Consider the following 25,814-nt stretch of genomic DNA (forward strand, 5'->3'; position numbering starts at 1 on the left):
AACTTTGCAGTATGACCATCCAAGAAATACAGCAGTTAGAAGATTTTTTTGCCCAGGCAGGCAAGCAGCAGGTTCCTATTTATCTGAATGAGGCCACAGTAATTACCGATTATGATCATTTTTTGGAAAGCCATCTGATGCCGCTAAAGCTCAATCCCGATGCAAAAGTAAACCAACCGCTTATTCACAGACTGAAAATGCTAAAGCTGCTGATTGAATCAAATAGTTAGGATATTAAATTAAGGTAAATCATCTGATAGAATTGTCATCTTGATGAATAACTTATTGTATAAAAATCAATATGATTGACATTTTTTTCCTTCGCACAATTCTTGCCTCGGCTCGCCGCCGCCGAAGGGCTCTTACTTTTTGGCATCAAAAAGTAACAAAAAATGCCGGCTGAAAATTTTTCTTTTGAAGACAGTAGTATGGCTGGAACAGTGCAGTCCGAAAAATTTATTAGGCCGGTTTTAAGTAGAACGGTGATACAGTGCTATGGCCTAGCTATACGGAAATACATGATGCCGCATTCTGCTCATTAATAGGAGGTTAAAAATAACGTCAATGGTAGCCTGTCGAAGGATCTGTTACGGTATCCCCGATAGGCTAAAGCATACCAGGCGGTAATAACTTCACCTACTTAGTTTTTAAAATAAATATTTCCAACTATATTGGGCATAATTCGTTATTGATATGCATTTGCGCCTTTATTATGACTAAAAATATATTCATTGCTTCAGCCGAACCCTATACAGGCAAATCAGTAATTGCTTTCGGCATGATTAACATGTTGCTGGCTAAAACCCAAAAAGTGGGTTATTTTAAACCCATTATTGCCCAGGATGATCCTAATAAAAAGGACGAACATGTAAAAGCCATGTTGGATTATTTTTCACTCCCGGTAAACTATGAAGATGCTTTTGCTTTTACCCGCCAGGAAATGCTCCACCAGGCAGAAGACAGTGGAGGAATTATCAATACCATCATCAGTAAATATAAAAAGCTTGAAGATAATTACGATTTTACTGTAATTGAAGGAAGCGACTTTTTAGGTGAAGGTATGGCTTTTGAGTTTGAATCGAATGCGTTAATGGCCAAAAACTTAGGTGCGCCTGTTTTAATAGTTGTGTCTGGTAAAAATAAAACGGCAAGTCAACTTTTTAAATCAGCCATCAATATCTACCGTAACTTTTTATTGCGCGATGTGCAGGTATTAGGCGTCGTGGCGAATATGGTAAATCCCGAAGAGGCTGACCGTATTAAGCAAGCTTTAAGCAATCAATTACCGGCTGAATTATTGATTGCAGTAATTCCAACCGAAACTGGACTGCAAAGTCCGACCATGAATGAAATTACAGCTGCATTAGGTGGCGAGGTACTTTTCGGCACAGAACTCCTGGATAATCAGGTTGATAATTTTGTGACCGGTGCCATGATGTTACCTAATTTTTTACGGCATATTAAAGACAATTTGCTTATTGTGACGCCTGGCGATCGTGGTGATATCATTATCGGAGCACTTCAGGCGAATTTGTCAGCCAATTACCCAAAAATTGCCGGCATTGTGCTAACCGCAGGAAGTTTGCCGGATGAACCAATTATCAAACTCATTGAAGGTTTACAGACCATTATCCCCATTATAGCCGTACAAAAAGGAACTTTTGAAACCACGACCACTATTGGGGGGATCCATTCAAAAATTACTATTGAAAACAAGAAAAAAATTACGCTGGCCATAGAGCTTTTTGAAAAATATGTAGATATAAAAGCATTGGATGATAAAATCATCACTTTTAGCTACCAGGGCATCACCCCGCACATGTTTCAATATCAACTCGTTAAATGGGCCAAACGCGATAAAAAACACATCGTTTTACCCGAAGGTAAAGATGACCGGATTTTAAAAGCGGTAGAAAAACTCATCGCGCAGGATATTGTAGACATTACCCTTTTAGGGGATCCTGTCGAAATAACCAACAACATCAAAAGGCTTGGATTAAACCTCGACATCAATAGCTTAAAGATACATAACCCTGCCCATTCAGTTCATTATGCCGATTATGTAAATACCTTACATGAATTGCGTAAAAACAAAAATGTAAATCTGGAAATGGCCAGAGACATGATGACCGATGTTTCTTATTTCGGAACCATGATGGTATACAAAGGTGATGCGGATGGAATGGTCTCCGGTGCCGTTCATACCACTCAGCATACCATCAGGCCCGCTTTACAATTTGTTAAAACAAAGCCAGGTGTATCCGTAGTTTCTTCTATTTTCTTTATGTGCCTGCCAGAACGCGTAGCCATATTTGGTGATTGCGCGGTTAATCCCAATCCTTCAGCGCAACAACTGGCAGAGATAGCCATCTCATCAGCAGAAAGCAGTGCCAAATTCGGTATTGAGCCACGTATTGCCATGTTATCTTATTCTTCAGGCACATCGGGCGAAGGTGAAGATGTAGAACGCGTAAGAGAAGCCACCGCTATAGTTAAAGCGAGGCATCCTGAATTAAAAATTGAAGGGCCAATACAATATGATGCTGCTGTAGACCCGCTTGTGGGTAAACAAAAACTCCCTGGATCTGAAGTAGCAGGCAGAGCCAGTGTATTGATTTTCCCTGATTTAAACACAGGGAATAATACCTATAAAGCCGTGCAACGCGAAACCGGCGCATTGGCCATAGGCCCAATGTTACAGGGCTTAAACAAACCGATAAACGATCTGAGTCGCGGTTGTACCGTAGACGATATCTTTAATACTGTTGTGATTACAGCAATTCAATGTCAAGACATTTAAATATGAACATTTTAGTCATCAACTCAGGAAGTAGTTCCTTAAAATACCAACTTTTTAAAATGCCTGAAAAAGCGCCTGTTTGCAGTGGGCTGGCAGAACGTATTGGCATTGAGGGTTCTTTTATCAAACATACCGTTTACAACAAAGGCGAAAAACAAAGCACTGAATCGCCTGGTTTTGTTGCCGATCATGGCGAAGCCTTAAAGCAGGTTTTAGCTTTATTAACCGAGGGAGATTATGCCGTAATTGCAAGTCCTGATGATATTGCAGCTGTGGGTCACCGGGTAGTTCATGGCGGTGAACATTTTTCCGGCCCGACAATAATTACAGAAGAGGTAAAACATCAGATCAAAAAACTTTTTTCCCTTGCGCCATTGCACAACCCTGTGAACTATAAATGTATTGAAGTAGCAGAACAGACTTTTGTAAACGCAAAACAGATCGCGGTATTTGATACAGCTTTTCACCAAACTATACCCGAACAAGCCTACCGTTACGCCATTCCGGAATCGTATTACAAAGAAGATGGCATTAGGGTATATGGGTTTCATGGCACGAGCCATAAATATGTAAGTGAGCAGGCGCTTAATTGGCTGGGGCAAAAAGAAAGTAAAATCATCAGTGTTCATTTAGGTAATGGTTGCAGCATCACAGCTATCAAAAATGGCCAATCAGTAGACACCAGCATGGGTTTCGGCCCTTTGAGCGGGTTAATGATGGGTACGCGGTCCGGAGATATTGATCCATCTGTTATTTTCCATTTAATGGAACATTCGGGATATACGTTGTCACAATTGAGTACGCTGGTCAACAAACAGTCTGGCCTTCTTGGCGTGGGCGGCTCAAGCGATATGCGCGACATTAGAAAAATGGTAAATGAGGGCAAAAAAGCTGCTGTTTTAGCCATTAAATTATATGCCTACCGGATTAAGAAATTTATCGGGGCTTATGCAGCTGTTTTAAATGGCATAGATGCTATCGTATTTACTGCAGGTGTTGGTGAAAATGACAGCCAGATGCGGGAAGCGGTATGCTCGGAACTCGAATATTTGGGCATTGAATTAGATCAGGAACTTAATGCCACTTATAAAGGCGAATTAAAAGAGATTAGCGCTGTAACCGCCAAGGTAAAGATATTGGTAATTCCAACTAATGAAGAATATGAAATTGCCCATCAATGTTTTGGGCTCGCGGGCTAAACACAAGACTTCCGAAGCTTATGCAATCGTTTTATGCTTTGCCAACTTCGGAAGTCTGACTAATTCAGGTGTTTTGCAAAACAGACAAAATGTTACCTGACGGATCTCTGAACCAGGCAATAGCCGGTCCGCCGTTTCCACGAGAAATACCCTTTTGATCGGTTTTGATCGATTCCTGATGGTAAATCTCGAACTTAACTCCTTTGGCAATCAATTCGTCAACAGCCTGATCTATATTTTCGACCGGAAAGTTGAGGACTGTAAAAGTTGCCGGAACATGATTCGGTTTTGGATAAAGCAAGATATTTGAAGAACCGGAAACCACCACCTCAATCACTCCCATTGGGTTATCTTTAACTTCAAGGCCCAATACGTCCTGATAAAATTCTTTTGCTTTCTGTATATCATCTACAGAAAAGGAGCCGAATGCTTTTGAGTTTTGTAACATAACTTAATTGTTTAATTATTTTGAAGAACGGACGGATTATTTTGTCAGATTAGCATATTCATATCAACTGATATAGCATACATTTCACTATATTAATTTTTCCATGCTCCCAACAGGCGCCTGATGATGATGATTTCAGCAATATGGTAAGCATTATGATCAGCAATCTGCAAAGCTTCAGTCAAAATACGCTGCCCATCACCATGTGGTATATGGCTGTATAGGTCTGAAGAATCCAAAAGCGCTATAAATGCCTGCAGATCGTTATCGATTTGCCTTAATGCGTTACTCCAGGTTGCTTCATCTTTTGGCGCAAGTTCTTTTGGCCAATATCCATCAGGCCATTTTGGCGATTGATGGCTGCCGTCCCTGCTAAATTCCAGCATATCCCACTGGGCAATTCTAATATGTTCTACCAATTGCCAGATGCTGTACGGCAAATGATCGGGCTTTTCACCTAAACGATCAAAAGGCAGACCGGCTACAGCATCCTTAAACCCTACATGTGCTCCGCCCCCTTGTAAAAGTTTTTTTAATTCAGTAATCAATATTGCGGTTTCATTTTCCATCATAATGCACTTCTTTAGAAAAAGAACAATTCTCATTCTCATAGGTTTGTATAAAAATTGATTTTGGATAACAGCATTTACTTTTTAATGCATAATTCCTTTAATTTGGGTCATGAAGCGATCATTCCCCATTTTAGAAAAGTACACTTATCTGAACACCGCCAATTCTGGTATTTTATCGGAAAGCTTAGCAGAATGGCGGGTAAAGCACGACGAAGGATTTATGGCTGATGGAAGCATTTTCAGAATGCAAAATCTTGCTCTTATCGCTAACCTCAAAAATAACATCGCTACACTTTTTGGATCAAAGCCCGAAAACACCTATCTCGTTCAAAATTTTTCAACAGGCTTCAATACACTACTTAACGGGTTGGATCGAACTCATCGTTTCTTGCTATTAGCAGACGAATATCCCTCGGTGGGTTACCCCATAATGAGTATGGGTTTTGATTATCATCAGGTAACCATTGATGAAAAATTAGAAGGGAATATCATTAATGCCATTGAAAAATTTAAACCAACTGTTATGGCTTTTAGCATGGTACAATATATCAGCGGTTTAAGAATGGATGAAGACTTTATCAAAAAAATAAAAACTACCTATCCTGATCTGTTATTGGTCGGAGACGGTACTCAGTTTTTAGGCACTACTGCCTTCAACTTTGAGAAATCGGGTTTAGATGCGTTGATTGGCAGTGGATACAAATGGCTTCTGGCCGGATATGGAAATGGTTATGTCATGTTATCCGATCAGATGAAAGATGTAATCTATATAAAAAATAAGGCAGTTAGCCTACCCTCAATGCCGTTTTTAAATGAAAAAGATCCTTTATCAATGTATTTTGAGCCTGGACACCTGGATACCTTAAACTTCGGCTCCTTAAATAAGAGTTTAAATGACCTAGGTGCAGTGGGTTTCGACGCCATTGAAAAGAATACGCAAACACTTAGTAATCAGGCAAGATTAGCATTAAACTCCAGAGGCTTAATTCCCGATTGGATGCTTGACCGAAAGTATCAGTCTGCTATCATGAGTATGCCCCTAGATCAGGAAGTGGTAGATAAATTGGTGTCAGCTAAAATCATTTGCTCTGCAAGGGGTGCCGGCACCAGAATTTCTTTCCATTATTATAATACGGAAGAAGATTTAAACCGGCTGCTTGAGGTTTTAGATGACGGCCGTTAATCTACCCTCCAAATGGCGTCCACAAAATAATGTTTCTGATCAAAAAAGCTTTGAAGCGGCTTAAAACCGGTTTTTGCTGCCAATTTATTAATGTCTTCCAAGGAATACTTTTGTGAAATTTCCATATGTATGTATTCATTTTCCGAAAAATGAATCACCTGCCGACCTATGTTCACGATCTGATTTTGCAAACTGATCAGATAACTTTTACAGGCTCCTGATGCCGGATCGTAACTGGCGTAATGCTCAAATTGATCTATGTTAAAATCACCATCGAGTTCTTTATTGATGCGACGAAGCAGATTAAGATTGAAAGATCTGGTAATTCCACCTTTATCATTATAGGCCGCAAGGATCTGCTGGGGATTTTTTTTAAGGTCAAAGCCGATAATGACGAGGTCGTTAGGAGAAAGCAATTGCTTTAGCGAAAGACAGAAACTTTCAGCATCAGCAACAGTCATATTACCAATATTTGCCCCCATAAACAATACTACTTTTCTACGATGGGAAAGTTCGGCAGCCTTTTGCAGCATGTCAAAATAATCGCCATTTAATCCCGTGATATCCAAAGAAGGCAGTTTTTTGGGCAGGTTTTCTTCCAGATCAGAAATAACGTGTTCAGAAATATCAATAGGAAAATAGCGAAATTCCATTTTGGCATCCAACAGGGACTTTAATAGATGAATAGACTTGGTAGCATCGCCGGCGCCCAATTCGATCAGATCAAAAGCCGTCCCGTCTGCAGATATGGCCTGTGAAAGCTGTGCAGACTGATTTTGGAGAATCTCCATTTCGGCATTTGTTAGATAATACTCTTCCATTTCCATAATCTGCTGAAATATGCGGTCTCCGGTAGCATCATAAAAATACTTGGAAAGCATAAATTTAGGTTCAGACTGTAGCCCTGCCAGGGTTTCATGAAGAAATTGCGCTTTGTTGCTGGTTGGTATTTCAATGGTAGTTGTGCTCATAACATTTTTATTTTACCAGGCGTATGCCTGTATATTGCCATCTTAAATGGGGATGAAAAAAGTTTCTATACGTAATGCGTGAATGATTTTGAGGTGTAGCGATGGAAGCGCCACGAAGTACTTTTTGATTGACCATAAACTTGCCATTATATTCACCAATGGCACCTGGCGCCTTGCTGAAACCAGGATAAGCCAGGTAAGCGCTTTCGGTCCATTCCCACCTTTCACCCCAATTAAAATGTTTCGCCGCCACTTCCCATTCAAATTCGGTGGGCAAACGCATGCCTTTCCAACTGGCATATGCATAAGACTCATAATAGCTGATATGGCTAACCGGCGCATTTAAATCAACGGGCAAAAGTCCGCCTAGAGTATAATTAAACCATTCGCCATCCACCAGATGCCAGTACATGGGTGACGCGATGTGGTTACTTTTCACCCAATCCCAACCTTCTGAATGCCAATAGTTAAAATTTTCATAACCACCTGCATGGATAAATTCCAAAAAATCTGCATTGGTTACCAATGTTTTACTGATGGCAAAATCGTGTAGATAAACCTGATGTCTGTTTAATTCATTATCGAAACTGAAACCTGTTCCATCATAACCGATTTCGTAAACCCCTGCCGGAATGTCAATCCAGCCCGGCTCATTTTGGATGCCTGAAACTTCTTTCTTATCTTTAACATAAGCCGGGAATAAAGGGTTATTGCCTAAAATATATTTAATATCGGTTAACAGTAATTCCTGGTGCTGTTGCTCATGATTAAAACCTAAAACCAATAATTCTCTAACCTCGTCATTTAACACGTTAGCTAAAAAATTTACCATGGCTTCATCTACATACGCCCGGTATTGATAAATTTCATTCACACCAGGGCGGCTTAAATTGCCACGATCGGTACGGATTACCCTATTGCCAACGGTTTCATAATAACTGTTGAAAACAAAATTATAATCATCATTATATACCTGATAATTAGACGAAAACGGTTTTAATATAAAGGTTTCGAAGAACCAGGTAGTGTGCCCTAAATGCCATTTTGGTGGACTCACATCTACAACAGGTTGTACTACATAATCTTCAGTTTGTAAGGGTTCACAAACCTGTTCGGAATATTTCCTAATCTGTAAGTATTCTTCTACTAATGTCATTAATTTTTATCCAGGTAGTTTTTAAGGTCTGTGATGGTATTAACATTCAGCGCTGTGGATTGTTTTCTCCGCATCATTAAAGCGTAAGAATTATTGAAACCAATGGGCTTAAGCCATTTGATTTTAAACCTTTTTTCAAATTCTGCACTTACATAACGGTAAGTTTTCTCTTTATCATGGGCCATTTCCTTTGCAATTAGTGGATCTGGCTGCAATAACACCAAAAGGCCAGTACCCGTGTATTCTGGATAAAAATCGATCTGATTATTCACAAGTGCGTCGAAACAGATCTTCGTTCCGCCCAGACCAGTTTTGGTGGAAACATTGTAATCCGTATAGCCTTTAATCAGCATGCTGTATATTTCAGCAAGAATATATTGCTCACCGAAAATCTTCGAACCGATCCGCACAGTGCCCCTATTTCCATTTTTAGATGTTTTATATAAGCCCCTGCTGATCAGGAAGTCTTTAGCCACCTGCTCAGGCTGTTGATGAAGATAATCAGTTCTATAGTTCAGATCGGTCATGACCGAATCGGTAATTTTACCGGAGAGCAGATTCAAAGTTTTTTCCAGTTCCGGAAATTGTTTTAACGCTTCATTTCTAACAATGGGCGCAGCAAAATAAGGCGGAAAAATGTTTTTGTCATCCTTTAAGATCCTCAGGTCAAATGCCTTTAAACGTCCGTCAGTAGAATAACCGCTGATGACATCCAGTTCTTTCGCGTAAGCGGCCTTATACATCACGGCATCGCTGATCACAATGGTATGGATTTTTAAGCCATAAGTTGATTTCAATCCGAGGTCTCCATCCTGCCTGCCCATAAATTCGGGTGTAAACCCAGCTGTTAAAGTTGATCCATAAGCTGAGGGTAACGCATAAAACGCGCCTAATGCCAAAATCACCACAGGAAAAATGTACAAAACTTTCCTCAATTTTCTGACATCCATTTTTTGAACAAGCGAAAGTAAAGCATCAAGTACAATCGCCAATAAGGCAGCCGGAATGGCTCCGCCCAAAATCATGTTGGTGTTATTGAGTGAGATGCCGCCAAAAATAAATTCACCCAGGCCTCCTGCAGCGATAAATGAAGCTAATGTAGCCACTCCTACATTAATTACAGTCGCGGTGCGGATGCCTGCTAAGATAACGGGCATGGCGAGGGGTAACTCCACTTTTAACAAAACCTGTCTTTTACTCATCCCCATGGCCCTGGCTGCCTCTTTAACATGTAAATCGATACCGATAATGCCCGTATAAGTATTTCTGATAATCGGTAGCAAAGCATAAATCAGCAGGGCCACAATCGCTGGTTTGGCACCGATGCCCAAAACAGGAATCATAAACCCCAGAAGAGCAATACTCGGAATGGTTTGTAATATACCGGCAACACCCAAAACCATTCCTGAAAGTTTCCGCTTTCTCGCAATGAGTATGCCTAATGGTAAACCGACGGCAATAGCAAGGGTTAAAGAAATAAAGGTTAGCCCTACATGTTGTAAGGTTTGGCTGAACAATTTATCAGACTGCCCAGACATAAACTGCCATAAGGTCTGCTGTTGCTCAGTCATGCTGTTGTGCGTTTCGATATTGGTTGAATGCCGTTGTTAACTGCTCGAAATTGAAGGACTTGATCGTATTGTTCGCGTCTGATACAAACAGCTCATCCCTATCCTTTTTCCGTAATAATTCCATAGCATACCAGATACTTAAACAAGCGGTTTCACTTTTTCCTTCGTAAATTATTTCTTCAGGTAGATAACACCAAATATCCTGTATATTAACTACTTTAAATTCTAACACCAATCTTTGTCCGGCAAGAAAATTCTTTGCAATATCATTTATCGGCTGGAATAATAATTCTTTTGGTGTACCGATCTGAACCACCTCACCCTTATCCAACAAACAGATCCGGTCTGCAAGCTCAAAAGCTTCCAGTACATCATGTGTTACCATCACAATCGTTTTCCTTCTCAACTCTTCTAAAGCTTTAAATTCTTTTTGGATACTGGTTCGGGTAAGATTATCTAAGGCTCCAAATGGCTCATCCATCAACAATACCGGTGGATCGGCAATCAGCGCACGTGCCAGGCCTACACGTTGTTGCTGTCCGCCACTTAATTCATGCGGATACATTGCTAAGGTATTTTCCGGAAGATGAAGTTTTTCAATGAGTTCCTGTGTGCGGCTTATAATTTTTGCCTTATCCCATTTCAGTAGCTTTGGCACAAGCGCAATGTTTTCGGCAATGGTATAGTGTGGAAAAAGACCAATATTCTGCATCACGTAACCTATTCCCTTTCGCAGCACGTCTGAATCCTGGTCGGTTACATTTTCACCATTGATCAGAATCTGTCCTGCGTCGGGTTCAATTAAACGATTGATGATTTTTAAAGTTGTGGTTTTACCACAGCCGCTGGTACCCAGCAATACCAGGGTTTCTCCGCTGGCTACATTAAAAGAGACTTGCTTTACCGCCTGGGTATTGCCAAATTTCTTGCTTATCTCTTTTAATTCAATCATATTATCTATCGAGTTTCATAAATAGGTTATTCAGCGATTCGGTATACGTAGGATGAGCAAAAACGCAGTACCTGATCCTGTCATAAGTGATATCTCCTTCCATGGCCATTTGCAAAACAGACATGATTTCACCGCCTTCTGAAGCCAGAATAGCTGCTCCTAAAATCTTTTTCGTCTCCGGATCTACAACCGCTTTCATCAAGCCCAATGTCTCGTTGGTTTCTATCCCGCGTGCCACCTGCGACATTGGAATCACCGCTACTTCGTAATTTAATTTCTTTTCTTTTGCTTCCTTTTCCGAAATGCCGATTCTACCCAATTGCGGGTCGGTGAACATGCAATAAGGTACCGGGCGATCCTGAATAGAATATTTAGTCCCTTCAATCAGGTTACGGTAAACAATGGTGTAATCGTTATAGGCAATATGCGTAAAGGCAGGCCCACCTTTTACGTCTCCTAATGCGTAAATTCCTTTAATATTGGTTTCCAGTTTTTCATTCACCATTACATGGCCTTTATCATCCAATTTAACACCACAATTTTCTAGTCCCAGATCAGCGGTTTGAGGTACACGTCCGGCTGCAACGAGCAAATGACTTGCCGTTATATCCTTTTTAGTTTTACCGGAACGGACTGTTATATGAAGCTGTCTTTTATCCTGATCGATTTTTTCAACCTTTACATCCGTAATAATTTCGATCTTCTCATCAGTTAAAATTTCTGTTAACGCTGAAGAGATGTCTTCATCTTCTTTTGCCAGTATACCCGCTGACTTTTCCAGAATGGTAACTCTACTACCAAAACGGCTAAACATTTGCCCAAACTCCAAACCAATATAATTACCACCAATTACGACTAAATGCTCCGGAACCGTTTCCAAATCAAGGATTGTTGTTGAGGTAAGATAATCAATTTGATCCAATCCTGCTATATCGGGTATAGCTGCTTTTGCACCGGTATTGATAAAAATCCAATCTGCAGTTACCTTTTCTTCTCCGCCATCATTAAGGGTAATGGTTAATTCCTGTTCTGCACTGAATTTTGCCGTTCCGAAAATAAGCTTGAGTCCATTTGTTTCAGTAATTCCTTTTTCTGATGAAGACCTGAATTGTTCTACAATATCGTTTTTTCGTTGGACAATCTTCTTAAAGTCTATTTTAACAGATCCAATATCAACGCCTAAAGCTGAAGCTTTTTTAGCCTGGTGTACAGCCTTTGCAGAGGCAATCATTGCTTTGGTCGGTGTACAGCCATCATTGATACAGGTACCGCCAACCAATCTTTTTTCAATAAGAGCTGTTCTTTTACCGGCTTCGGCTAGTTTTTTAGCCAATGGTACACCGGCTTGCCCCGCCCCAATAATTATTGCGTCGTAATGTTTCATTGATGGAATTTGTTTTGTTGTAATAATAAACTACATAAACCAATCAATGTTTGCTAATTAATGATTTATTGTTGATTAACTATTGTAGATTATTTAAAAAAGTTACAAACTATCTTCGAAAATTAGCGTTAAATGAGGTAGGTAATTAAATTGACAACCGTAAAATCCCTAACTCATGCAAACACAAACAGCAGAAAATACAAACCTTACCGTTTTTATTCAGGATGATACTTCTATTGAAGATAAAAGAGAATTTTTATTGAATGGTTTATTGGAAGATCTGAATAGCCAGACGGAATCTTTTAATTAAATTAGAAATAGCAGCCTTTGCTGTATTCCTCAAAATAGTCTTTCATATTAATTAATTATGGATTTATATCAAATATTGGAATAACACATTTATTTCAGGATTAATGAAACAGTTTTATTTTTCAAAAGAGTATTTGGAAATATTAATTTCGGCAAATTAATTAAATAATGAAAAGATCTTTAATGACAGAATTGAGATTAAAATAACCATTAAAAAAGAAAAGGGCAAACAAATTAATGCTTACCCTTTTCAAATCTAAATTAACGCTCTCGCCACAAATGTATAAATTCTTTTCGAATCTGTATACAACAAATTTAATTGCATAAAGCCTGAAGGTTATTTCACGATCTGTTGTGCCCGCCGAAGGTTATCGGTTGTTTGCAAAATCTTATCTTTTAGATTTGGATTGTAACCGGGATGAGATTTTAAGAAATCCTGTACCAGTTGGTTTGCTTCTTTACTGTTATAAGCAGAAAATGACGCTGCTAACCAGGATTGCGGAAAAAAGATGTCTCCTGTTTTCTGTATTTCGGCCAATAAATCCAAACTTTCTTTCAGGTAACGAATAGATGTTTTTTGCCTGATGGGATGATGTAAATAGGATAAAGCAGTGGTTACCCAGGCTTCTTTCTGACGGTTTTTTCTATCTTTTAAGCCATTAAAAAAAAGATCCCTTTCATTCACATCCAAAGATAATGCAGGCATTAAATACATTAGCCTGTTTTTTCTGTCTTCGTTTTTAGTACGTTCCAACTGTTCTTTTAAGATGGTGTTTGCCGTATCTGTTTTAAGCGCCAGCGTTAAAGCAAGTGCGCTATAATCATCTTCTAACAATTTAACGCCATCTGGCGCTGTTTGCTTCTGCCAGATAGCATACATTCTTTTTCCAGCCTCAGCACTTAAATAAATATTTTGATAAGCATTAAACAAAATCTTCTTATTGTTCGGCATTTGCTGTTGCTCCATTGCGCTCCATATGGTACTCTCCACACTTTCGTACCTGGTATTCCGTACTTCACCACTAAGAAAAACCCAATAAATATTCGTAAGATATCCGGTGATCAACCTTAGGTTCATTTCATTTTTCTCAACCGCTAATCCCTGCAGTAATAAGCCTAACAGTTCGTTTGGTTTATTGTCTTTGCCCGAAAGCATATTTTCATAGGCGTTGATATAAGCCGAGGCTCGTTCTAAAGGATCTTTGATGTGAAAAAGATTTCCCATCATCTCTTTCTCAATCGGGAAAAGGCCATATCCGGCGCCATTTGCATTAAATAAAATATATTGGGGTTTAGGTAAACCTTTTGCCTCGACTAACTCTGTTTTAGCAGTTTTGGCATTTACCACAAGAATCTTATCACCAGTTGGGTAAACCAGCTTTAACGTAAAAGATTGCGGCCACACCCTCGGCTGTCCCATCTCACTGTTTTGGCTCAGGCTAAAATGGCTTATTTTATCTTTCTCGTATTCAATATGATAACTAAAAACCGGTCTGCCGGGTTCGTTTACCCAAACTTTATTCCAACTCAAGAGATCACTTTTACTGTGTTTGCTTAAAATGGCAATCAGATCGTCCCAGGTAGCATTGCCATAACTATATTTTTTCAAATACTCCCTTATTCCCTTTTGAAAATCGTCTTTACCCATCAATAATTCCAACTGGCGCATCATAATCGGCGCTTTATGGTAAATGATATTTCCATACATGGATCCGGCTTCCTGTAAGTTATCCAGTTGCTGCCTAATGGGATTAGCCCCCAAAGTCCTGTCTACCCCATAAGCTGCCGGATAATGATCTTGTAAAAATTTAAGATCGAAAGTGCTTTTACCCATTAACTTTTCGGTTACCTTATCAGCCATAAAATTGGCAAAAACCTCTTTCATCCATACATCATTAAACCATTTCATGGTGACCAGATCGCCAAACCACATATGCGCAGTTTCATGCGAAATAAGATTAGAACGCGAAATAAACTGATCTTTAGTCGCACCCTGATCTAAAAACAATGAAGATGCTTTATATTGCACCTCACCCGGATGCTCCATTCCTCCAAACTGAAAATCAGGAATGCTTACAAAGCCAATTTTCTGAAAAGGATATTTAATTGCTGTCCAGTCTTCCAAAAAGTCAAGGGCATCACGGTGCGCAACGAAAACAGAATCTACACTAAATTTAATCTTTGCTGAATCGGTTTCACGGTGTAGAAATTCCATGTTGTGATTTTTCATTTTCCGATTGATGAGTGTGTATTTACCGGCTGTAAATGAAAACAAATAGGTGGGCAGTTTATCAGAACGATCAAAATGGTAAGTAATTGCTTTTTCCTGTACCACAGAATCTTTTTTAACCGCATTAGCCATTACTTTCCAATCTGTTGGAACGGTTAATGAAAGTAAAAAATCAGCCTTTAAATCGGGTTGATCGAAACAGGGAAAGACCGTCCTTGCATGATCAGGTACAAAAAGGGCATACAAAAAATCTTTGTTTCTATTTAATGATTCATTGCCGGCTATGAATGCTATTTCAATACGGTTGTTCCCAATCTTTAAATACTCCTGTTTAATTAAGATATGTTCAGACTTAAAATCGATTGCGATATTTTTTCCATTCACCGTTACCCGCTTGATATGATCTTCATTTTGCTTAAAGTCAACTTGCAGATGGAGTAACTTATTTAATTCAAAATCAATATTTTCAACTGATTCAATTGAAGCTTTTTGTTCAGCTGGTATCGTAAGATGAAGCTTATAGCTAATGTTACTGATTGCAGCACTTCTGGCATTTGCCAATGCAAGCGATACCCCTGGTTCTACAACTATTGGTTTCGGCTGTTGCTGCGCAAAACAGGTTGCAGCTAGCAATGGTAAAGCACAAAAATATTTGACTATTGTATTCATTTTATAAAAATTTATTCTCCATTTATCATTTGTATAACCGTACCATAACTCATCCAAACCATGGTTAATACCACGGCCAGACCAGCCAAAGTTAACCATAACGGCTGCTTGTAACTTGAAATAATCCTGGTTTTGTAGGCTGCAATAAGCATAATTCCCAATGCGATGGGTAAAATAAAGCCATTTATGGCTCCTACGGTAAGCAGCGTTTTAACCGGTTTTCCGACAAGGAGAAAAATAATGCAGGAGATGGATATGAAGATGGTGATAATTTCCCTGTTAAACTTTAATATCAGCGGGTGAAAACTCTTAATGAAAGAAATGGAGGTATAGGCAGACCCTACCACAGAGGAAATCCCCGCAGCCCAGATAACCACACCAAAAATTTTATACCCTATCTGGCCACTGGCCAGTTTAAAAACTGAAGCGGCCGGATTGGCCGGATCCAGCGTAAAACCCTTGCTTACTACGCCCAAAGCGGCAATAAACAATAACAAGCGCATAATTGAGGCGATGCCGATGGCACTTAACGCTCCTTTATTTACAGCATCCAAATTTTCAATACCGGTTTGCCTGGCATCGAGTAAACGGTGAGCGCCCGAAAAAGTAATGTAGCCGCCAACAGTTCCACCAACGATGGTTAATACAGCGGCAAAACTAAACTGTGTAGGGTTTACAGCCCTTAACGCAGCTTCTGCCAATGGTGGTGAGCTGGTGTAAGCTATAATCAAAGCCAGTACAATTTTAATCAGTCCCATGGTTTTGGCAAAAACATCCATCGCTTTACCAGCTTCCTTGTAAAGGAAAATTCCTATGGCCATAATTGCACTAATTACAGCGCCCTGCCCTACACTAATGCCAAATAGCACATTTAGTCCTAAGCCAGCGCCGGCAATATTACCAATGTTAAAGGCCAAACCGCCTAAAAAAACCAGGAAAGAAATAAAATAGCCTAAACCGGGAAATACCTTGTTGGCGATATCTTGTGCGGGTTTATCGGCTACGGCAATAATCCGCCAAATGTTTAACTGTGCAATAGCATCTAAAATGATGGATAGCAGGATAACAAAGGCAAAACTTGCACCCAACTGCTGGGTAAAAACGGCGGTTTGTGTTAGGAATCCGGGGCCTATGGCAGATGAAGCCATTAAAAAAGCGGCACCTAAAAGTACACTCCAATTGTATTTTGGCTTCATATTAGTGGCGCTTTAATCATAATTCCTTCTTTTTTTAGCCTTCCGGCTATCAAGTTGGCAAACGCTACCGCATGTTCACCATCGCCATGCAAACAAACAGTTTCTGCCTTAACGGTAATCAGGTTTCCATTCACACTACTTACTTGCTGTTTTAAAGCAAATCCCAATACCTGTCTAACAGCATCTTCATCATTGGTAATTAAAGCATGATCTGCACCGCGCGGGGTAAGTAAACCATTATCCTGATAGCTACGATCAGCAAAAACCTCTGATGCGGTTGCAATCCCAACTTTTTCCGCTTCTTCAATCATCTTGCTTCCTGCTAAGGCATATAGCATTAAACCCTGGTCGAAATCCAAGATGGCCTGTACAATTGCTTTTGCCAAAGCAGTATCCTTTGCGGCCATGTTATATAATGCCCCATGTACTTTAACATGATGCAATTTACTGCCTGCAGCTTTTACAAAACCAGCCAATGCACCCATTTGGTATAAAGTAAGCTGATAGACCTCATTTGGCGTAATTTTCATTTCTCTGCGACCAAAGCCCTGCAAATCCGGCAAACCAGGATGCGCACCTATGGCTACCCCATTTTTTATGGCTAAACTTACGGTTTGCTGCATTACCGCCGGATCGCCTGCATGGAAACCGCAGGCTATATTTGCAGATGAGATATATTCCATCAGTTTTTCATCATTTGGCATGGCATAACTGCCAAATGCTTCCCCCATATCACAATTAAGATCAATCGTTTTCATATTTGAGTATATTTAAGGTTTATTGCCTTGGTAATCAATAACAAATCATGCTCACGTTCAAGGTAAAGTTCTTCTGCCTCATCTCTTGAAATTTCAGCAAACTCAATGGTATCACCTGGCTTAACCTGTGCACATAAAGGCAAATCGACCGCTGCAACCTGCGCAATGCGCGGATAACCACCTGTTGTCTGGCAATCAGCCATAAGCATAACCAGATCGCCACTTCCGGTTACCTGGATAGTCCCCGGAGTTACTGCCGTACTGAGCAGTTCTTTTGTAACTTTCCTTACCAATGGCTTTCCGGTTAACTGGTAGCCCATACGGTTACTTCTTAAGTTTACAGTATAAGTGTTCGTTAAAAATGAAAGAATAGATGTTGCATCGAACCAACAGATTTCATTGGCCGGTACAACCCTGATTTCGCGCTTTTTCACAGGTAGTAAACTATTGCGCGAAATGCACCAATTCGGATAGATTAACGATCTTTCAACTAATTGCTTTAAAATTTTATTTGATATTTCGTTCAGGTTAGGTCCGCTGACCAAAACATCTGCTTTTTGCAATGCCCTTCCTTTATAACCTCCAAAACCTGCGGTAAGATACGTGCTTTTGCTTTCCATTACATCAGGCACATTCCATCCACCGGCAACAGCCAGATAAGTACGTACCCCAATTGGATTACTGATCAATTTGATTACCGAACCTGCTGAAAAAAACAATGGCTTTTCTGCTGGCATTAATTCACCATGATAAACTAAAAATGCACCATCGCCGGAGTAAGAAATGAGAATGGACGTTTCAGCTTTAAATGATGCATCAGCATAGGTAAATTCAATGGTAGCACAATGATCATCATTGCCAACAGCTTTGTTGGCTAAACGATGTGCCAGCTCATCCATGGCACCGGAAACAGGTACAGCCTGCGAAAGATACCGGTACCTGCCCATATCCTGAACGGTACTTAGCAGGCCGGGTTTAATGATAGTGATTTTCATATTCTTGTTTCAACATTGCATTAAACTCTTCCTGATCAACAGCTTTGAAACTCACCCGATCTCCACCCTTTAAAAGAGATGGCTGTTTACGGTTTACATCAAACATCTTTAAGGGTGTTTGGCCGATAATCTGCCATCCGCCGGGGGTTTCCATAGGATATATACCAGTTTGATTACCTGCAATACCAACAGATCCCGCTGGAATTTTAGCAGCAGGCACCTCTTTTCTTGGTGTTGACAATCTGTTATCCATCCCTCCCATATAAGCAAAACCCGGCACAAAGCCGATCATAAAGACAGTATATTGGCCAGCGGTGTGAATGTCGATCACCTCGGTTGCAGTGAGGTTATTGGTTTTGGCTACAGTTAATAGATCCTGCCCAAAATCACCTCCATAACATACCGGGATAACGAGGTGATGGGCTATTACATTTGATTTTTCTATTATTATCGCAGCAATTTTATTTAGATGTTCAGATACCTTTTGGAAACAATTCTCGCCAGGAAGATCGGATAATTTTACTGTTAATGGATCATAAAAAACAGTTAAGGTAGTATAAGCCGGAACAGTGGTAATTAGGCCAGAAAAAGGATTTTCTAAGAGTAATTGGTTAAAACCGGTAATCAGATCCAGCAAATCATTATCGATTGATGTCCCAAATGTTACGGTGAGCGATTTTTCACTCAATCCATAAATTTTCAGGGGAATGTTTGTCCCAGAATATCTTTCCTCCTTAATCATACAAAACGGAAAGATCTATTCATTAATCATCTTCATCATACCGGTAAAATAATTAAACTACCGCTATAAAAATGGCTATATATTATCAAAATCACAACAATTTCGGCAATGAGATCGCTAAAAATTGTCTGTTTGCAAAAAAATTAATAGCCAAAGCCCAATATTAGGTCATTTTTGTTTCGGCGCAAGGCCTTTTATCAACTGTAAGAGCTCCTGCTGCTCCTCAGCTTCCAATTCAATCACATTAATAAACATTTCAAAAATTTCATCGTGGAGATTAGCACGCATTAACAGATCAATCAGGCGTACAATGGTTTTCTTTTGATCGGTATTTAAGCTACCAAACAATTTAGGTTCCAGTTCATACAAAGCTTTAATGAAATCAACCAGTGCGGGCTTTCTTAATTCCTTTTCTCTTTCGCTGCTATAAACCGGAAATATTCCATCCTGCTCATAACCTTGAATCAAGTTGTTGGCATATTCTTTTAAAAATGGTTTACGCTTGCTTTTGAGATACTCTGTTAGTGCCTTAACCAAAAACCTGTACTCGGGCGAAGATTTGGCAGCACCAAATATGGCTACCTGCCCTTCATTTTCAAAACTCTTAAAATCGAAATCACGAAAAAAATCACTTTCGATATATACACTGTGAAAATAATCGTCGCTCTTTTTGTTTAAGGTGGTGTAATCTTTATAAATTTCTTCTCCACCGGCCAAAAAGTAGTATTTAGACAGTTCTTTATGAAGATTTTCTCTCCAGTGCACATATTTGATCTTAAAAGTAACAGAAGTATCGGGATAAAAAAGCTTGAATTCTTCTATGCTTTTAATATTGCTGCTAAAATTCAATGCTTCGCCATTTACAATAATCGAATAATTTTTGTGTTTATTCAATTCGATAAACCAGCAGAATTCGTTGATTAGAAATGGAAGTACAATGGTTTCCAGGTCTTGCTGGCTGATCTTTAAATTGGAGAAAGATACAGTGGTACCAGTTGCTCCAGTCTGGCTGGTAACGGGAGAAAAATCGGAGCTGTAACTGTTTAAGCCGCCTGTATTTATGCGGATCTCGCCATCGCGAAAGCCTTGTTCTGATTGATAGGTGGTATGCCAAACGGCGTCGTGCGCAAAGGTAAAAAAGGTTAGCCTACCTACTCCGTTACGCCCATGCATTTTGGAAGTATGCTTTGGTGCTACAATCTGAACGGCTTTTTCTGATTCGAAAAAAGGATCGAATTTTTGTTGTAGGCGGTCGAAATTAATTCCATAACCATTATCAGCTATGGTTAAATGAGTTAAAAGACCTAACGGATTGGCCTCATAATCTAAACGGATGGTATTTGCATTGGCATCAAAACCATTCCAAATATATTCGGCAATCGCCTGTCTTTCATTATAATTTTTAAGTACCTTTTGTATTCCCTTTGAAGTGATATTAACTTTTACCGACATATTTACTAATGTAATTAGCAAATATATTATAAAATCTGATCATTAGCCTTATAATTTTGAAAGCACCAGGGAAATTGCTTTTAAAGCATATGTAAAACAATTGACCACTGAAACACCGAAATCACGGAGGAGATTAAAGTTTTTCCGTGTTTTTCGTGCCTCCGTGGCAAACATTATTTTCAGGCATGGGTGAAAAGATGAAGATGATTTGAAAAAAAACCTTGTAATTTTTGAAAGCATCAGGGAAATTGCTTTCAAAACAGATTTAAAACAATTGGCCACGGGAACACAGAAATCACGGAGGAGATTAAAGTTTTTCTCTGTTTTTCGTGCCTACGTGGCAAACATAATGCTCAGGATGCGTAGAAAGATGGAGATGATTTGGAAAAAGTTAAAGGGCATTTCTCCGAGGAAAGGCACCTTTTAGGTGTTCAAATTATTCAAAGTGCTGCATGCTTGTGTCAAAATAGGGCCGGCAAGCTCAACGGACTATGTTCAACCGAATAGATCGCTGCTTAAGTAGCGGTCTCCCCGATCGCAGGCAATAAAAACAATAGTACCCTGATCTAATTCACCGGCAAGCTTCAGCGCAGCTGCGCACGCACCGCCAGAACTCATACCCGCAAACAAACCTTCTTCTTTGGCCATTCTCCTCGCCATTCGGGTTGCTTCTTCCTGCGCAATATCCATTACCCGGTCTACCCTTTTGGGATCAAATATTTTGGGCAGATATTCTTCAGGCCAACGCCTGATACCCGGAATGGATGAGCCCTCTGTAGGCTGGCAGCCGACAATCTGAATATCAGCATTTTTTTCCTTGAAAAATCTCGAACAGCCCATAATCGTTCCGGTTGTTCCCATAGAACTAACAAAATGCGTAATCTGTCCCTCAGTATCCCTCCATATCTCTGGTCCGGTTGTTTTGTAATGGGCCAGGTAGTTATCCTGATTGGCAAATTGATTTAACAGATAATATCCTTTTGAAACCCCTTTTTCTTCTGCATAATCCCTGCAAGCTTCTATACTCTCCAACAAGGTTACTTTTGCGCCAAAGGCCTCCATGGTTACCTTTCTTTCGCGTGTAGAATTGGCCGGCATAACCAATTCAATATCTAAATTGTACAAACTTGCAATCATGGCCAAGGCAATTCCGGTATTGCCGCTTGTAGCCTCCACCAATTTAGTATCAGAAGTAACTTCGCCACGTTCAATTGCACTTCTGATCATATTGAGCGAAGCCCTGTCTTTAACGCTACCACCTGGATTGTTGCCTTCCAGTTTGGCAAATACGCGAACGCCGGGGTTTACATTCAACTTTTGAAGTTCGGCCATTGGCGTGTTTCCGATCAAATCGATTATTCCTGCCATATTGTACTGTATTAATGTGTTTCTTTATAATTTCTTATGGTTATAATGGGCGAATGATAAGCGGTGGAAAATGCCGGGATACTCTCGGTAAGCCATACGTTTCCTCCGATGATACTATCGTGCCCGATGACAGTTTCGCCACCCAATATGGTTGCGCCGGAATAGATCACCACCCTGTCTTCTACCGTAGGATGGCGCTTACTGCCCGCCAGTGTTTTTTTAACACTCAACGCACCAAGGGTTACCCCCTGGTAAAGTTTAACATAACGACCAATGGTGCTGGTTTCTCCGATAACAATCCCTGTTCCGTGGTCGATATAAAAATACTCGCCTATACTGGCAGCCGGATGAATATCAATACCTGTTTTAGAATGTGCATACTCTGTGAGGATCCTCGGCACAAGCGGTATCCCAAAATTGTAAAGCATATGGGCAATCCTGTAGAAACAAATGGCATAAAAACCAGGATAGGTCCTGATTACCTCGAACCTGCTCTGTGCCGCAGGATCGCCATCGTAAATGGCCATGATGTCAGTATTTAGAATTCTATAAAGTTCCGGTAAACTTTTGAAAAACTTGCCTGCAGCATCTTTGCATGCACTATTTTTAAGCTGACAACTCGCTGATATGATGTCATAAAGCTCAAGCTCCAAAGCAGCCACATAAACCTTTAGTTCGGCAATGGTTGAAAATACCTCAGCAGAATTTTCCGGAAAAAGCACCTGAATAAGTTTTTCTGCCCAAAGCGATATGACTTCATTGGGTGGAATGTTTTGTTGTTCAAGAGGATTCTTGAAAATTTGTTCAAAAAAAAGGTCTTCCATAACTGCTGGCCGATCTGCTCATCGACTAAATATATAGATTTAATGGCTAAATGTAGGTTTTGTTTTTTTAAACTGAAACTACAGCCCGGATTTTATAAATAAATATGGCGGGAAAATAACAAATTAGTCTAAGTCCAGAGTATTTTATCGGTTAATGCTTTGGGAGAGTGCGTTTGATCTTGTTGTTATTTATGTTAACGATTTCACTTAGAATCAATCGAGATAAAAGCCCCTGAAACAAGTTCAGGGTGACGACTTCCTTGGAATAAGAAAAACGTACTGTTGAAATAAGAACCTTTACTATTGGACTGAATCTTCCCTAAAGACACATAGCGGAGATTCTATAAAAACAGAAAGCTCCGCTATGGCAGAAAAAGTTATTTAGAAATTGCTATTGTTTCTGTTCAGATAAGAAAGAAACTAAGGAAGCCAGCTCTTCATATGAAAGGGAATTTGCCAAACCTTCCGGCATCATCGAAGTTTCCATTTCTTTTCTCGACAGGATATCGCCCGTTTTAATGGTAAAAACTTCACCGGCAATGTTACGTATTACCACTTTAGCAGCAGTTTCTTCTGTAATAAAGCCCATATAGGTGCGGTCGCCTTTGGCTGTAATCATTACCGAGGCAAAGCCCTGGGAAATGGAAGCATTGGGTTTTAATATCGATTCTGCAATTTGCTCACGATTCATAATAGAACCGATCTGTCCCATAAACGGACCTTTCATTTTTTCGCTTTTGCTTAAGCTATGGCAGGCCACACAACCCTGGCTATTGAAAATATTTTTTCCTTTTAGCGGATCCCCCTGTAATTTATTAATGGCCAACAATACATCTTCAATAGACGATTTACCCACCTGGCCTTTTTTGTTTTTGATTTTATTCAGATCAATTTTTGGTTCTTCAACTGCTGCAACCTTTTCTTCTACGTTGAATTCAGGAATATCCATCCTTTGGCGCTCATTTAAATCAACATAAAACTGTTTACCCTTCGCTCCTGCTTTGGTAGCCTCTTCCTTTATAAATTTCTCGATGATCGGAGAACCTTCCCAGGAAACGGCTTTAAAATATGGCCCGTGAGAATCAGGACGTGTACCCCACCACCAACTGGCATCATAAGCAATTTCCTTTTTATACAAGCGACCTAAGGTAACCAAAATCTGCTCTTTTAACTTTTCATCTGTGGCTTGTTTATAGTTCTCAATCAGCCCATTAACCGCTTTTTCGGTATGTATATAACGTAAAGCCCAGAGTGCAAGAGTAGAATTTTCGGTTTTAACCGCAGCAAGCAGTGCATCTTCTGCCTGAAGATCAACCAATGCCCTAACCGCTAAATGCGGTAAAATGATCGCTGAGTTTGGTGTTGCATGAGGTCCTTCAGTGCCTTTTGCAGGCGCAGTAAATGAGGCGGGAACTTTGGTTTGTAAAAGTACGTTGGCTACTTCAGCTCTGTCCAAACGGTTTAAGCCAATGATAGAAACTGCCTGAACGCGAAGATCGGCATCTTTTAAACCCTCTAAAAAAGGTTCAACTGGTACCTTATCTATATAAATTTTACGATCAGCCAGTGCCTTTAAAGCAAACTCTTTCATTGCTTTATCTTTGGTAAATTCAATCAGCTTTGCAATACCATTTTCTTTGGTCAGCTGTGCATAGGTGTACATAGCCGCTATACGTACATCAAGTGCTAAACCCTGATCAGAAGCAACTTTTAAAGCGGATGAAACGGCTTGTTTATTGTTACGCGAAATCAATTCTTGCGAAGCTGCCAATCGGCCTACTGCACTATTCGATTTAAGCAGCTCCGTTAGTTTTTTAACAGAAGCCTTTTTAACATCCGGAAAAGCTTTGTAAGTCCAGTTGTTGGGTACTGCGCGAACAACATAACCTTTATTCGGACTACCGGAATAACCTGCGCCATCCCAGGCCGAAAGGTATAACCTTCCTGATCCGTCTACGTCAAGATCTGTAATTTGCGGTAGTTTTATAAATTCTTCATCTTTCTGTGTAAAGGTTGGTCCGTCAGCAGTAACTCTATGAATATAAAGCATACTTCTGCCCCAATCTGCCATCATGGGCACATGGTTATATTGTTCAGGCCAGTTGGGTTCGTCCATAAATAAAGCTCCGGTACCCGATCCTCCACCTAAATCGGCAAGTGCCGGAATAATTTCTTCGGTAAAATTCTGAAATAAAACCGGGTAACCGTATTCGCCAGATTGTATATGGTGCGAGAAACGAACATTCCAGCCTCCGCCATCATTGGTATTTTCCCTGGTAAAAACATTCATATAAGGATCAATAGCCACATCATAAACATTACGTGTACCATGGGTATATACTTCCATTTCGGTTCCATCCGGACGAACGCGCAAAATTCCTCCACCCAGCATGGTTAGTTTTTTACCTGAACGGTCTACCGCATCGTGGAATCCAAAATCTCCTACAGAGATATAAATCCAACCGTCAATCCCCATCCTGATGCCATTGGTGGCATGATCAGTACCACGCTCGCGGATGTATTTGGCGTTACTGATATGCTCGATGAGCGGTTTTTCGGGGCCGTCAGCCTTTCCGTCGCCATCTTTATCTTCAAAAACAACCAGATTCATGCCGGTAGCCTGTTTTGTTTCTTTCGAAAAAGTGGTATGCAATACATAAACCTGGCTACCCTGTACAATAATTCCGCGTGGATTATCCACTTCGGCAAAATCCACGTGTTCGTCCATTTTGCCATCATTGTCTTTGTCAATTAATTTAAGGATATGGCCTTTGCCGGGATCTTTACCTAAAGATCCGATCATATCAACACCCACGTACACTTCGCCGGTTGGCGCTACCGCTAAACAGGCCGGGCTTGGTGTAACATCTGGTCCTGCGAAATTTGTAATGGTTAATTCAGGGGGTGATACGTGCTGTATCTTTGGTTCGCTAAAGAAGTTTCTTAATCCAAAAAAAACTAGTGTAAAAGAAATTAAGCTTAAAGAAAATTTAATCATTTGTGTGTTATTAATTCTGGTTAGTTTGTGCCAGGTA

At 40.1% G+C, this 25,814-nt stretch carries 21 protein-coding genes; 5 read left to right on the forward strand and 16 right to left on the reverse strand.

The annotated features are described in order from the left end of the window. Positions 1-11: 11 nt before the first annotated feature. The 3 genes from DV942_RS02000 to DV942_RS02010 all read left to right on the forward strand — a co-directional run bounded on the left by DV942_RS02000 (position 12) and on the right by DV942_RS02010 (position 3,999). Positions 12-230, forward strand: a complete 219-nt coding sequence (locus DV942_RS02000; protein ID WP_145854841.1) for a DUF6965 family protein — start codon at positions 12-14, stop codon at positions 228-230. A gap of 482 nt (positions 231-712) precedes the next feature. Beyond that, a complete protein-coding gene (gene pta / locus DV942_RS02005; RefSeq protein WP_145854843.1) occupies positions 713-2,800 on the forward strand; it encodes a phosphate acetyltransferase in 2,088 nt (695 codons plus the stop codon). 2 nt (positions 2,801-2,802) lie between these two features. Next, positions 2,803-3,999, forward strand: coding sequence for an acetate/propionate family kinase (locus tag DV942_RS02010; protein ID WP_145854845.1), 1,197 nt, complete (start codon positions 2,803-2,805; stop codon positions 3,997-3,999). Positions 4,000-4,063: 64 nt separating this feature from the next. Here DV942_RS02010 and DV942_RS02015 read toward each other — a convergent pair whose 3' ends face one another. Beyond that, positions 4,064-4,447, reverse strand: a complete 384-nt coding sequence (locus tag DV942_RS02015; RefSeq protein WP_145854847.1) for a VOC family protein — start codon at positions 4,445-4,447, stop codon at positions 4,064-4,066. 92 nt (positions 4,448-4,539) lie between these two features. After that, the gene (locus DV942_RS02020) at positions 4,540-5,019 is read right to left on the reverse strand and encodes a DinB family protein (RefSeq protein ID WP_244950802.1); all 480 of its coding nucleotides are present in this window, start codon (positions 5,017-5,019) and stop codon (positions 4,540-4,542) included. A gap of 109 nt (positions 5,020-5,128) precedes the next feature. Here DV942_RS02020 and DV942_RS02025 point away from each other — a divergent pair, with 109 nt between their 5' ends. Further along, on the forward strand, positions 5,129-6,202 hold the full coding sequence (locus DV942_RS02025) for an aminotransferase class V-fold PLP-dependent enzyme (protein ID WP_145854850.1): 1,074 nt from the start codon (positions 5,129-5,131) through the stop codon (positions 6,200-6,202). Here the strand turns inward: DV942_RS02025 and DV942_RS02030 are convergent. Genes DV942_RS02030 through DV942_RS02050 form a run of 5 tightly spaced genes read right to left on the reverse strand, consistent with a single transcriptional unit; the run spans position 6,199 to position 12,236 of the window. After that, positions 6,199-7,173: an L-histidine N(alpha)-methyltransferase gene (locus tag DV942_RS02030; RefSeq protein ID WP_145854852.1), complete on the reverse strand. Its 975-nt coding sequence runs from the start codon at positions 7,171-7,173 to the stop codon at positions 6,199-6,201. The two genes, DV942_RS02025 and DV942_RS02030, sit on opposite strands and share 4 nt — an antisense overlap. Positions 7,174-7,180: 7 nt before the next feature. Next, positions 7,181-8,329, reverse strand: coding sequence for an ergothioneine biosynthesis protein EgtB (gene egtB / locus DV942_RS02035; protein ID WP_145854854.1), 1,149 nt, complete (start codon positions 8,327-8,329; stop codon positions 7,181-7,183). Next, complete coding sequence (locus DV942_RS02040) at positions 8,329-9,900, reverse strand: ABC transporter permease/substrate-binding protein (RefSeq protein ID WP_145854856.1); 1,572 nt, start codon at positions 9,898-9,900, stop codon at positions 8,329-8,331. Before DV942_RS02040 ends, egtB begins: the two co-directional genes overlap by 1 nt. Further along, positions 9,893-10,852 carry an ABC transporter ATP-binding protein gene (locus tag DV942_RS02045; RefSeq protein WP_145854858.1) on the reverse strand — a complete coding sequence of 320 codons (960 nt, stop codon included), beginning with the start codon at positions 10,850-10,852 and terminating at the stop codon, positions 9,893-9,895. The genes DV942_RS02040 and DV942_RS02045 overlap by 8 nt, the downstream gene beginning before the upstream one ends. 1 nt (position 10,853) lies before the next feature. After that, positions 10,854-12,236, reverse strand: coding sequence for a mercuric reductase (locus tag DV942_RS02050; protein ID WP_145854860.1), 1,383 nt, complete (start codon positions 12,234-12,236; stop codon positions 10,854-10,856). Positions 12,237-12,411: 175 nt separating this feature from the next. Between DV942_RS02050 and DV942_RS23945 the strand changes: the two genes are divergently transcribed. Then, positions 12,412-12,546 carry a hypothetical protein gene (locus DV942_RS23945; protein WP_280525549.1) on the forward strand — a complete coding sequence of 45 codons (135 nt, stop codon included), beginning with the start codon at positions 12,412-12,414 and terminating at the stop codon, positions 12,544-12,546. A 336-nt stretch (positions 12,547-12,882) separates the two neighbouring features. Here the strand turns inward: DV942_RS23945 and DV942_RS02055 are convergent, their stop codons facing one another. The 9 genes from DV942_RS02055 to DV942_RS02095 all read right to left on the reverse strand — a co-directional run bounded on the left by DV942_RS02055 (position 12,883) and on the right by DV942_RS02095 (position 25,777). Further along, entirely contained in the window at positions 12,883-15,444 is a 2,562-nt protein-coding gene (locus DV942_RS02055) for a M1 family metallopeptidase (RefSeq protein ID WP_145854862.1), read from the reverse strand. Positions 15,445-15,455: 11 nt separating this feature from the next. After that, positions 15,456-16,640 (reverse strand): NRAMP family divalent metal transporter, encoded by a 1,185-nt coding sequence (locus DV942_RS02060; protein WP_145854865.1) that lies wholly within the window; start codon positions 16,638-16,640, stop codon positions 15,456-15,458. Further along, positions 16,637-17,398 (reverse strand): 5-oxoprolinase subunit PxpA, encoded by a 762-nt coding sequence (locus tag DV942_RS02065; protein WP_145854867.1) that lies wholly within the window; start codon positions 17,396-17,398, stop codon positions 16,637-16,639. Before DV942_RS02065 ends, DV942_RS02060 begins: the two co-directional genes overlap by 4 nt. Then, positions 17,395-18,393 carry a 5-oxoprolinase subunit C family protein gene (locus DV942_RS02070; protein WP_145854869.1) on the reverse strand — a complete coding sequence of 333 codons (999 nt, stop codon included), beginning with the start codon at positions 18,391-18,393 and terminating at the stop codon, positions 17,395-17,397. The genes DV942_RS02065 and DV942_RS02070 overlap by 4 nt, the downstream gene beginning before the upstream one ends. Further along, positions 18,374-19,081 carry a 5-oxoprolinase subunit PxpB gene (pxpB, locus tag DV942_RS02075; RefSeq protein WP_244950803.1) on the reverse strand — a complete coding sequence of 236 codons (708 nt, stop codon included), beginning with the start codon at positions 19,079-19,081 and terminating at the stop codon, positions 18,374-18,376. Before pxpB ends, DV942_RS02070 begins: the two co-directional genes overlap by 20 nt. 222 nt (positions 19,082-19,303) lie before the next feature. Further along, positions 19,304-20,587 (reverse strand): ATP-binding protein, encoded by a 1,284-nt coding sequence (locus DV942_RS02080; protein WP_145854873.1) that lies wholly within the window; start codon positions 20,585-20,587, stop codon positions 19,304-19,306. Positions 20,588-21,082: 495 nt separating this feature from the next. After that, positions 21,083-21,955 (reverse strand): cysteine synthase CysM, encoded by an 873-nt coding sequence (gene cysM, locus DV942_RS02085; protein ID WP_145854876.1) that lies wholly within the window; start codon positions 21,953-21,955, stop codon positions 21,083-21,085. Positions 21,956-21,966: 11 nt separating this feature from the next. Beyond that, entirely contained in the window at positions 21,967-22,779 is an 813-nt protein-coding gene (gene epsC, locus DV942_RS02090) for a serine O-acetyltransferase EpsC (protein ID WP_145854878.1), read from the reverse strand. Positions 22,780-23,170: 391 nt separating this feature from the next. Continuing rightward, the gene (locus DV942_RS02095) at positions 23,171-25,777 is read right to left on the reverse strand and encodes a DUF7133 domain-containing protein (RefSeq protein ID WP_145854880.1); all 2,607 of its coding nucleotides are present in this window, start codon (positions 25,775-25,777) and stop codon (positions 23,171-23,173) included. Between the last annotated feature and the right edge of the window lie 37 nt (positions 25,778-25,814).

Source organism: Pedobacter suwonensis, from assembly GCF_007833675.1.
GTDB classification, from domain to species: Bacteria; Bacteroidota; Bacteroidia; order Sphingobacteriales; family Sphingobacteriaceae; genus Pedobacter; species Pedobacter suwonensis.

Excerpts from the sequence above, each read along its gene's own strand:
- DV942_RS02070 (WP_145854869.1), bottom strand. The coding sequence starts at position 18,393 with ATGAAAATCACTATCATTAAACCCGGCCTGCTAAGTACCGTTCAGGAT.
- DV942_RS02080 (WP_145854873.1), bottom strand. The coding sequence starts at position 20,587 with ATGTCGGTAAAAGTTAATATCACTTCAAAGGGAATACAAAAGGTACTT.
- DV942_RS02060 (WP_145854865.1), bottom strand. The coding sequence starts at position 16,640 with ATGAAGCCAAAATACAATTGGAGTGTACTTTTAGGTGCCGCTTTTTTA.
- DV942_RS02015 (WP_145854847.1), bottom strand. The coding sequence starts at position 4,447 with ATGTTACAAAACTCAAAAGCATTCGGCTCCTTTTCTGTAGATGATATA.
- DV942_RS02065 (WP_145854867.1), bottom strand. The coding sequence starts at position 17,398 with ATGAAAACGATTGATCTTAATTGTGATATGGGGGAAGCATTTGGCAGT.
- pta (WP_145854843.1), top strand. The coding sequence starts at position 713 with ATGACTAAAAATATATTCATTGCTTCAGCCGAACCCTATACAGGCAAA.
- DV942_RS02025 (WP_145854850.1), top strand. The coding sequence starts at position 5,129 with ATGAAGCGATCATTCCCCATTTTAGAAAAGTACACTTATCTGAACACC.
- DV942_RS02010 (WP_145854845.1), top strand. The coding sequence starts at position 2,803 with ATGAACATTTTAGTCATCAACTCAGGAAGTAGTTCCTTAAAATACCAA.
- DV942_RS02040 (WP_145854856.1), bottom strand. The coding sequence starts at position 9,900 with ATGACTGAGCAACAGCAGACCTTATGGCAGTTTATGTCTGGGCAGTCT.
- DV942_RS02020 (WP_244950802.1), bottom strand. The coding sequence starts at position 5,019 with ATGATGGAAAATGAAACCGCAATATTGATTACTGAATTAAAAAAACTT.
- DV942_RS02095 (WP_145854880.1), bottom strand. The coding sequence starts at position 25,777 with ATGATTAAATTTTCTTTAAGCTTAATTTCTTTTACACTAGTTTTTTTT.
- DV942_RS02050 (WP_145854860.1), bottom strand. The coding sequence starts at position 12,236 with ATGAAACATTACGACGCAATAATTATTGGGGCGGGGCAAGCCGGTGTA.
- epsC (WP_145854878.1), bottom strand. The coding sequence starts at position 22,779 with ATGGAAGACCTTTTTTTTGAACAAATTTTCAAGAATCCTCTTGAACAA.
- cysM (WP_145854876.1), bottom strand. The coding sequence starts at position 21,955 with ATGGCAGGAATAATCGATTTGATCGGAAACACGCCAATGGCCGAACTT.
- DV942_RS23945 (WP_280525549.1), top strand. The coding sequence starts at position 12,412 with ATGCAAACACAAACAGCAGAAAATACAAACCTTACCGTTTTTATTCAG.
- DV942_RS02000 (WP_145854841.1), top strand. The coding sequence starts at position 12 with ATGACCATCCAAGAAATACAGCAGTTAGAAGATTTTTTTGCCCAGGCA.
- DV942_RS02055 (WP_145854862.1), bottom strand. The coding sequence starts at position 15,444 with ATGAATACAATAGTCAAATATTTTTGTGCTTTACCATTGCTAGCTGCA.
- DV942_RS02045 (WP_145854858.1), bottom strand. The coding sequence starts at position 10,852 with ATGATTGAATTAAAAGAGATAAGCAAGAAATTTGGCAATACCCAGGCG.
- egtB (WP_145854854.1), bottom strand. The coding sequence starts at position 8,329 with ATGACATTAGTAGAAGAATACTTACAGATTAGGAAATATTCCGAACAG.
- DV942_RS02030 (WP_145854852.1), bottom strand. The coding sequence starts at position 7,173 with ATGAGCACAACTACCATTGAAATACCAACCAGCAACAAAGCGCAATTT.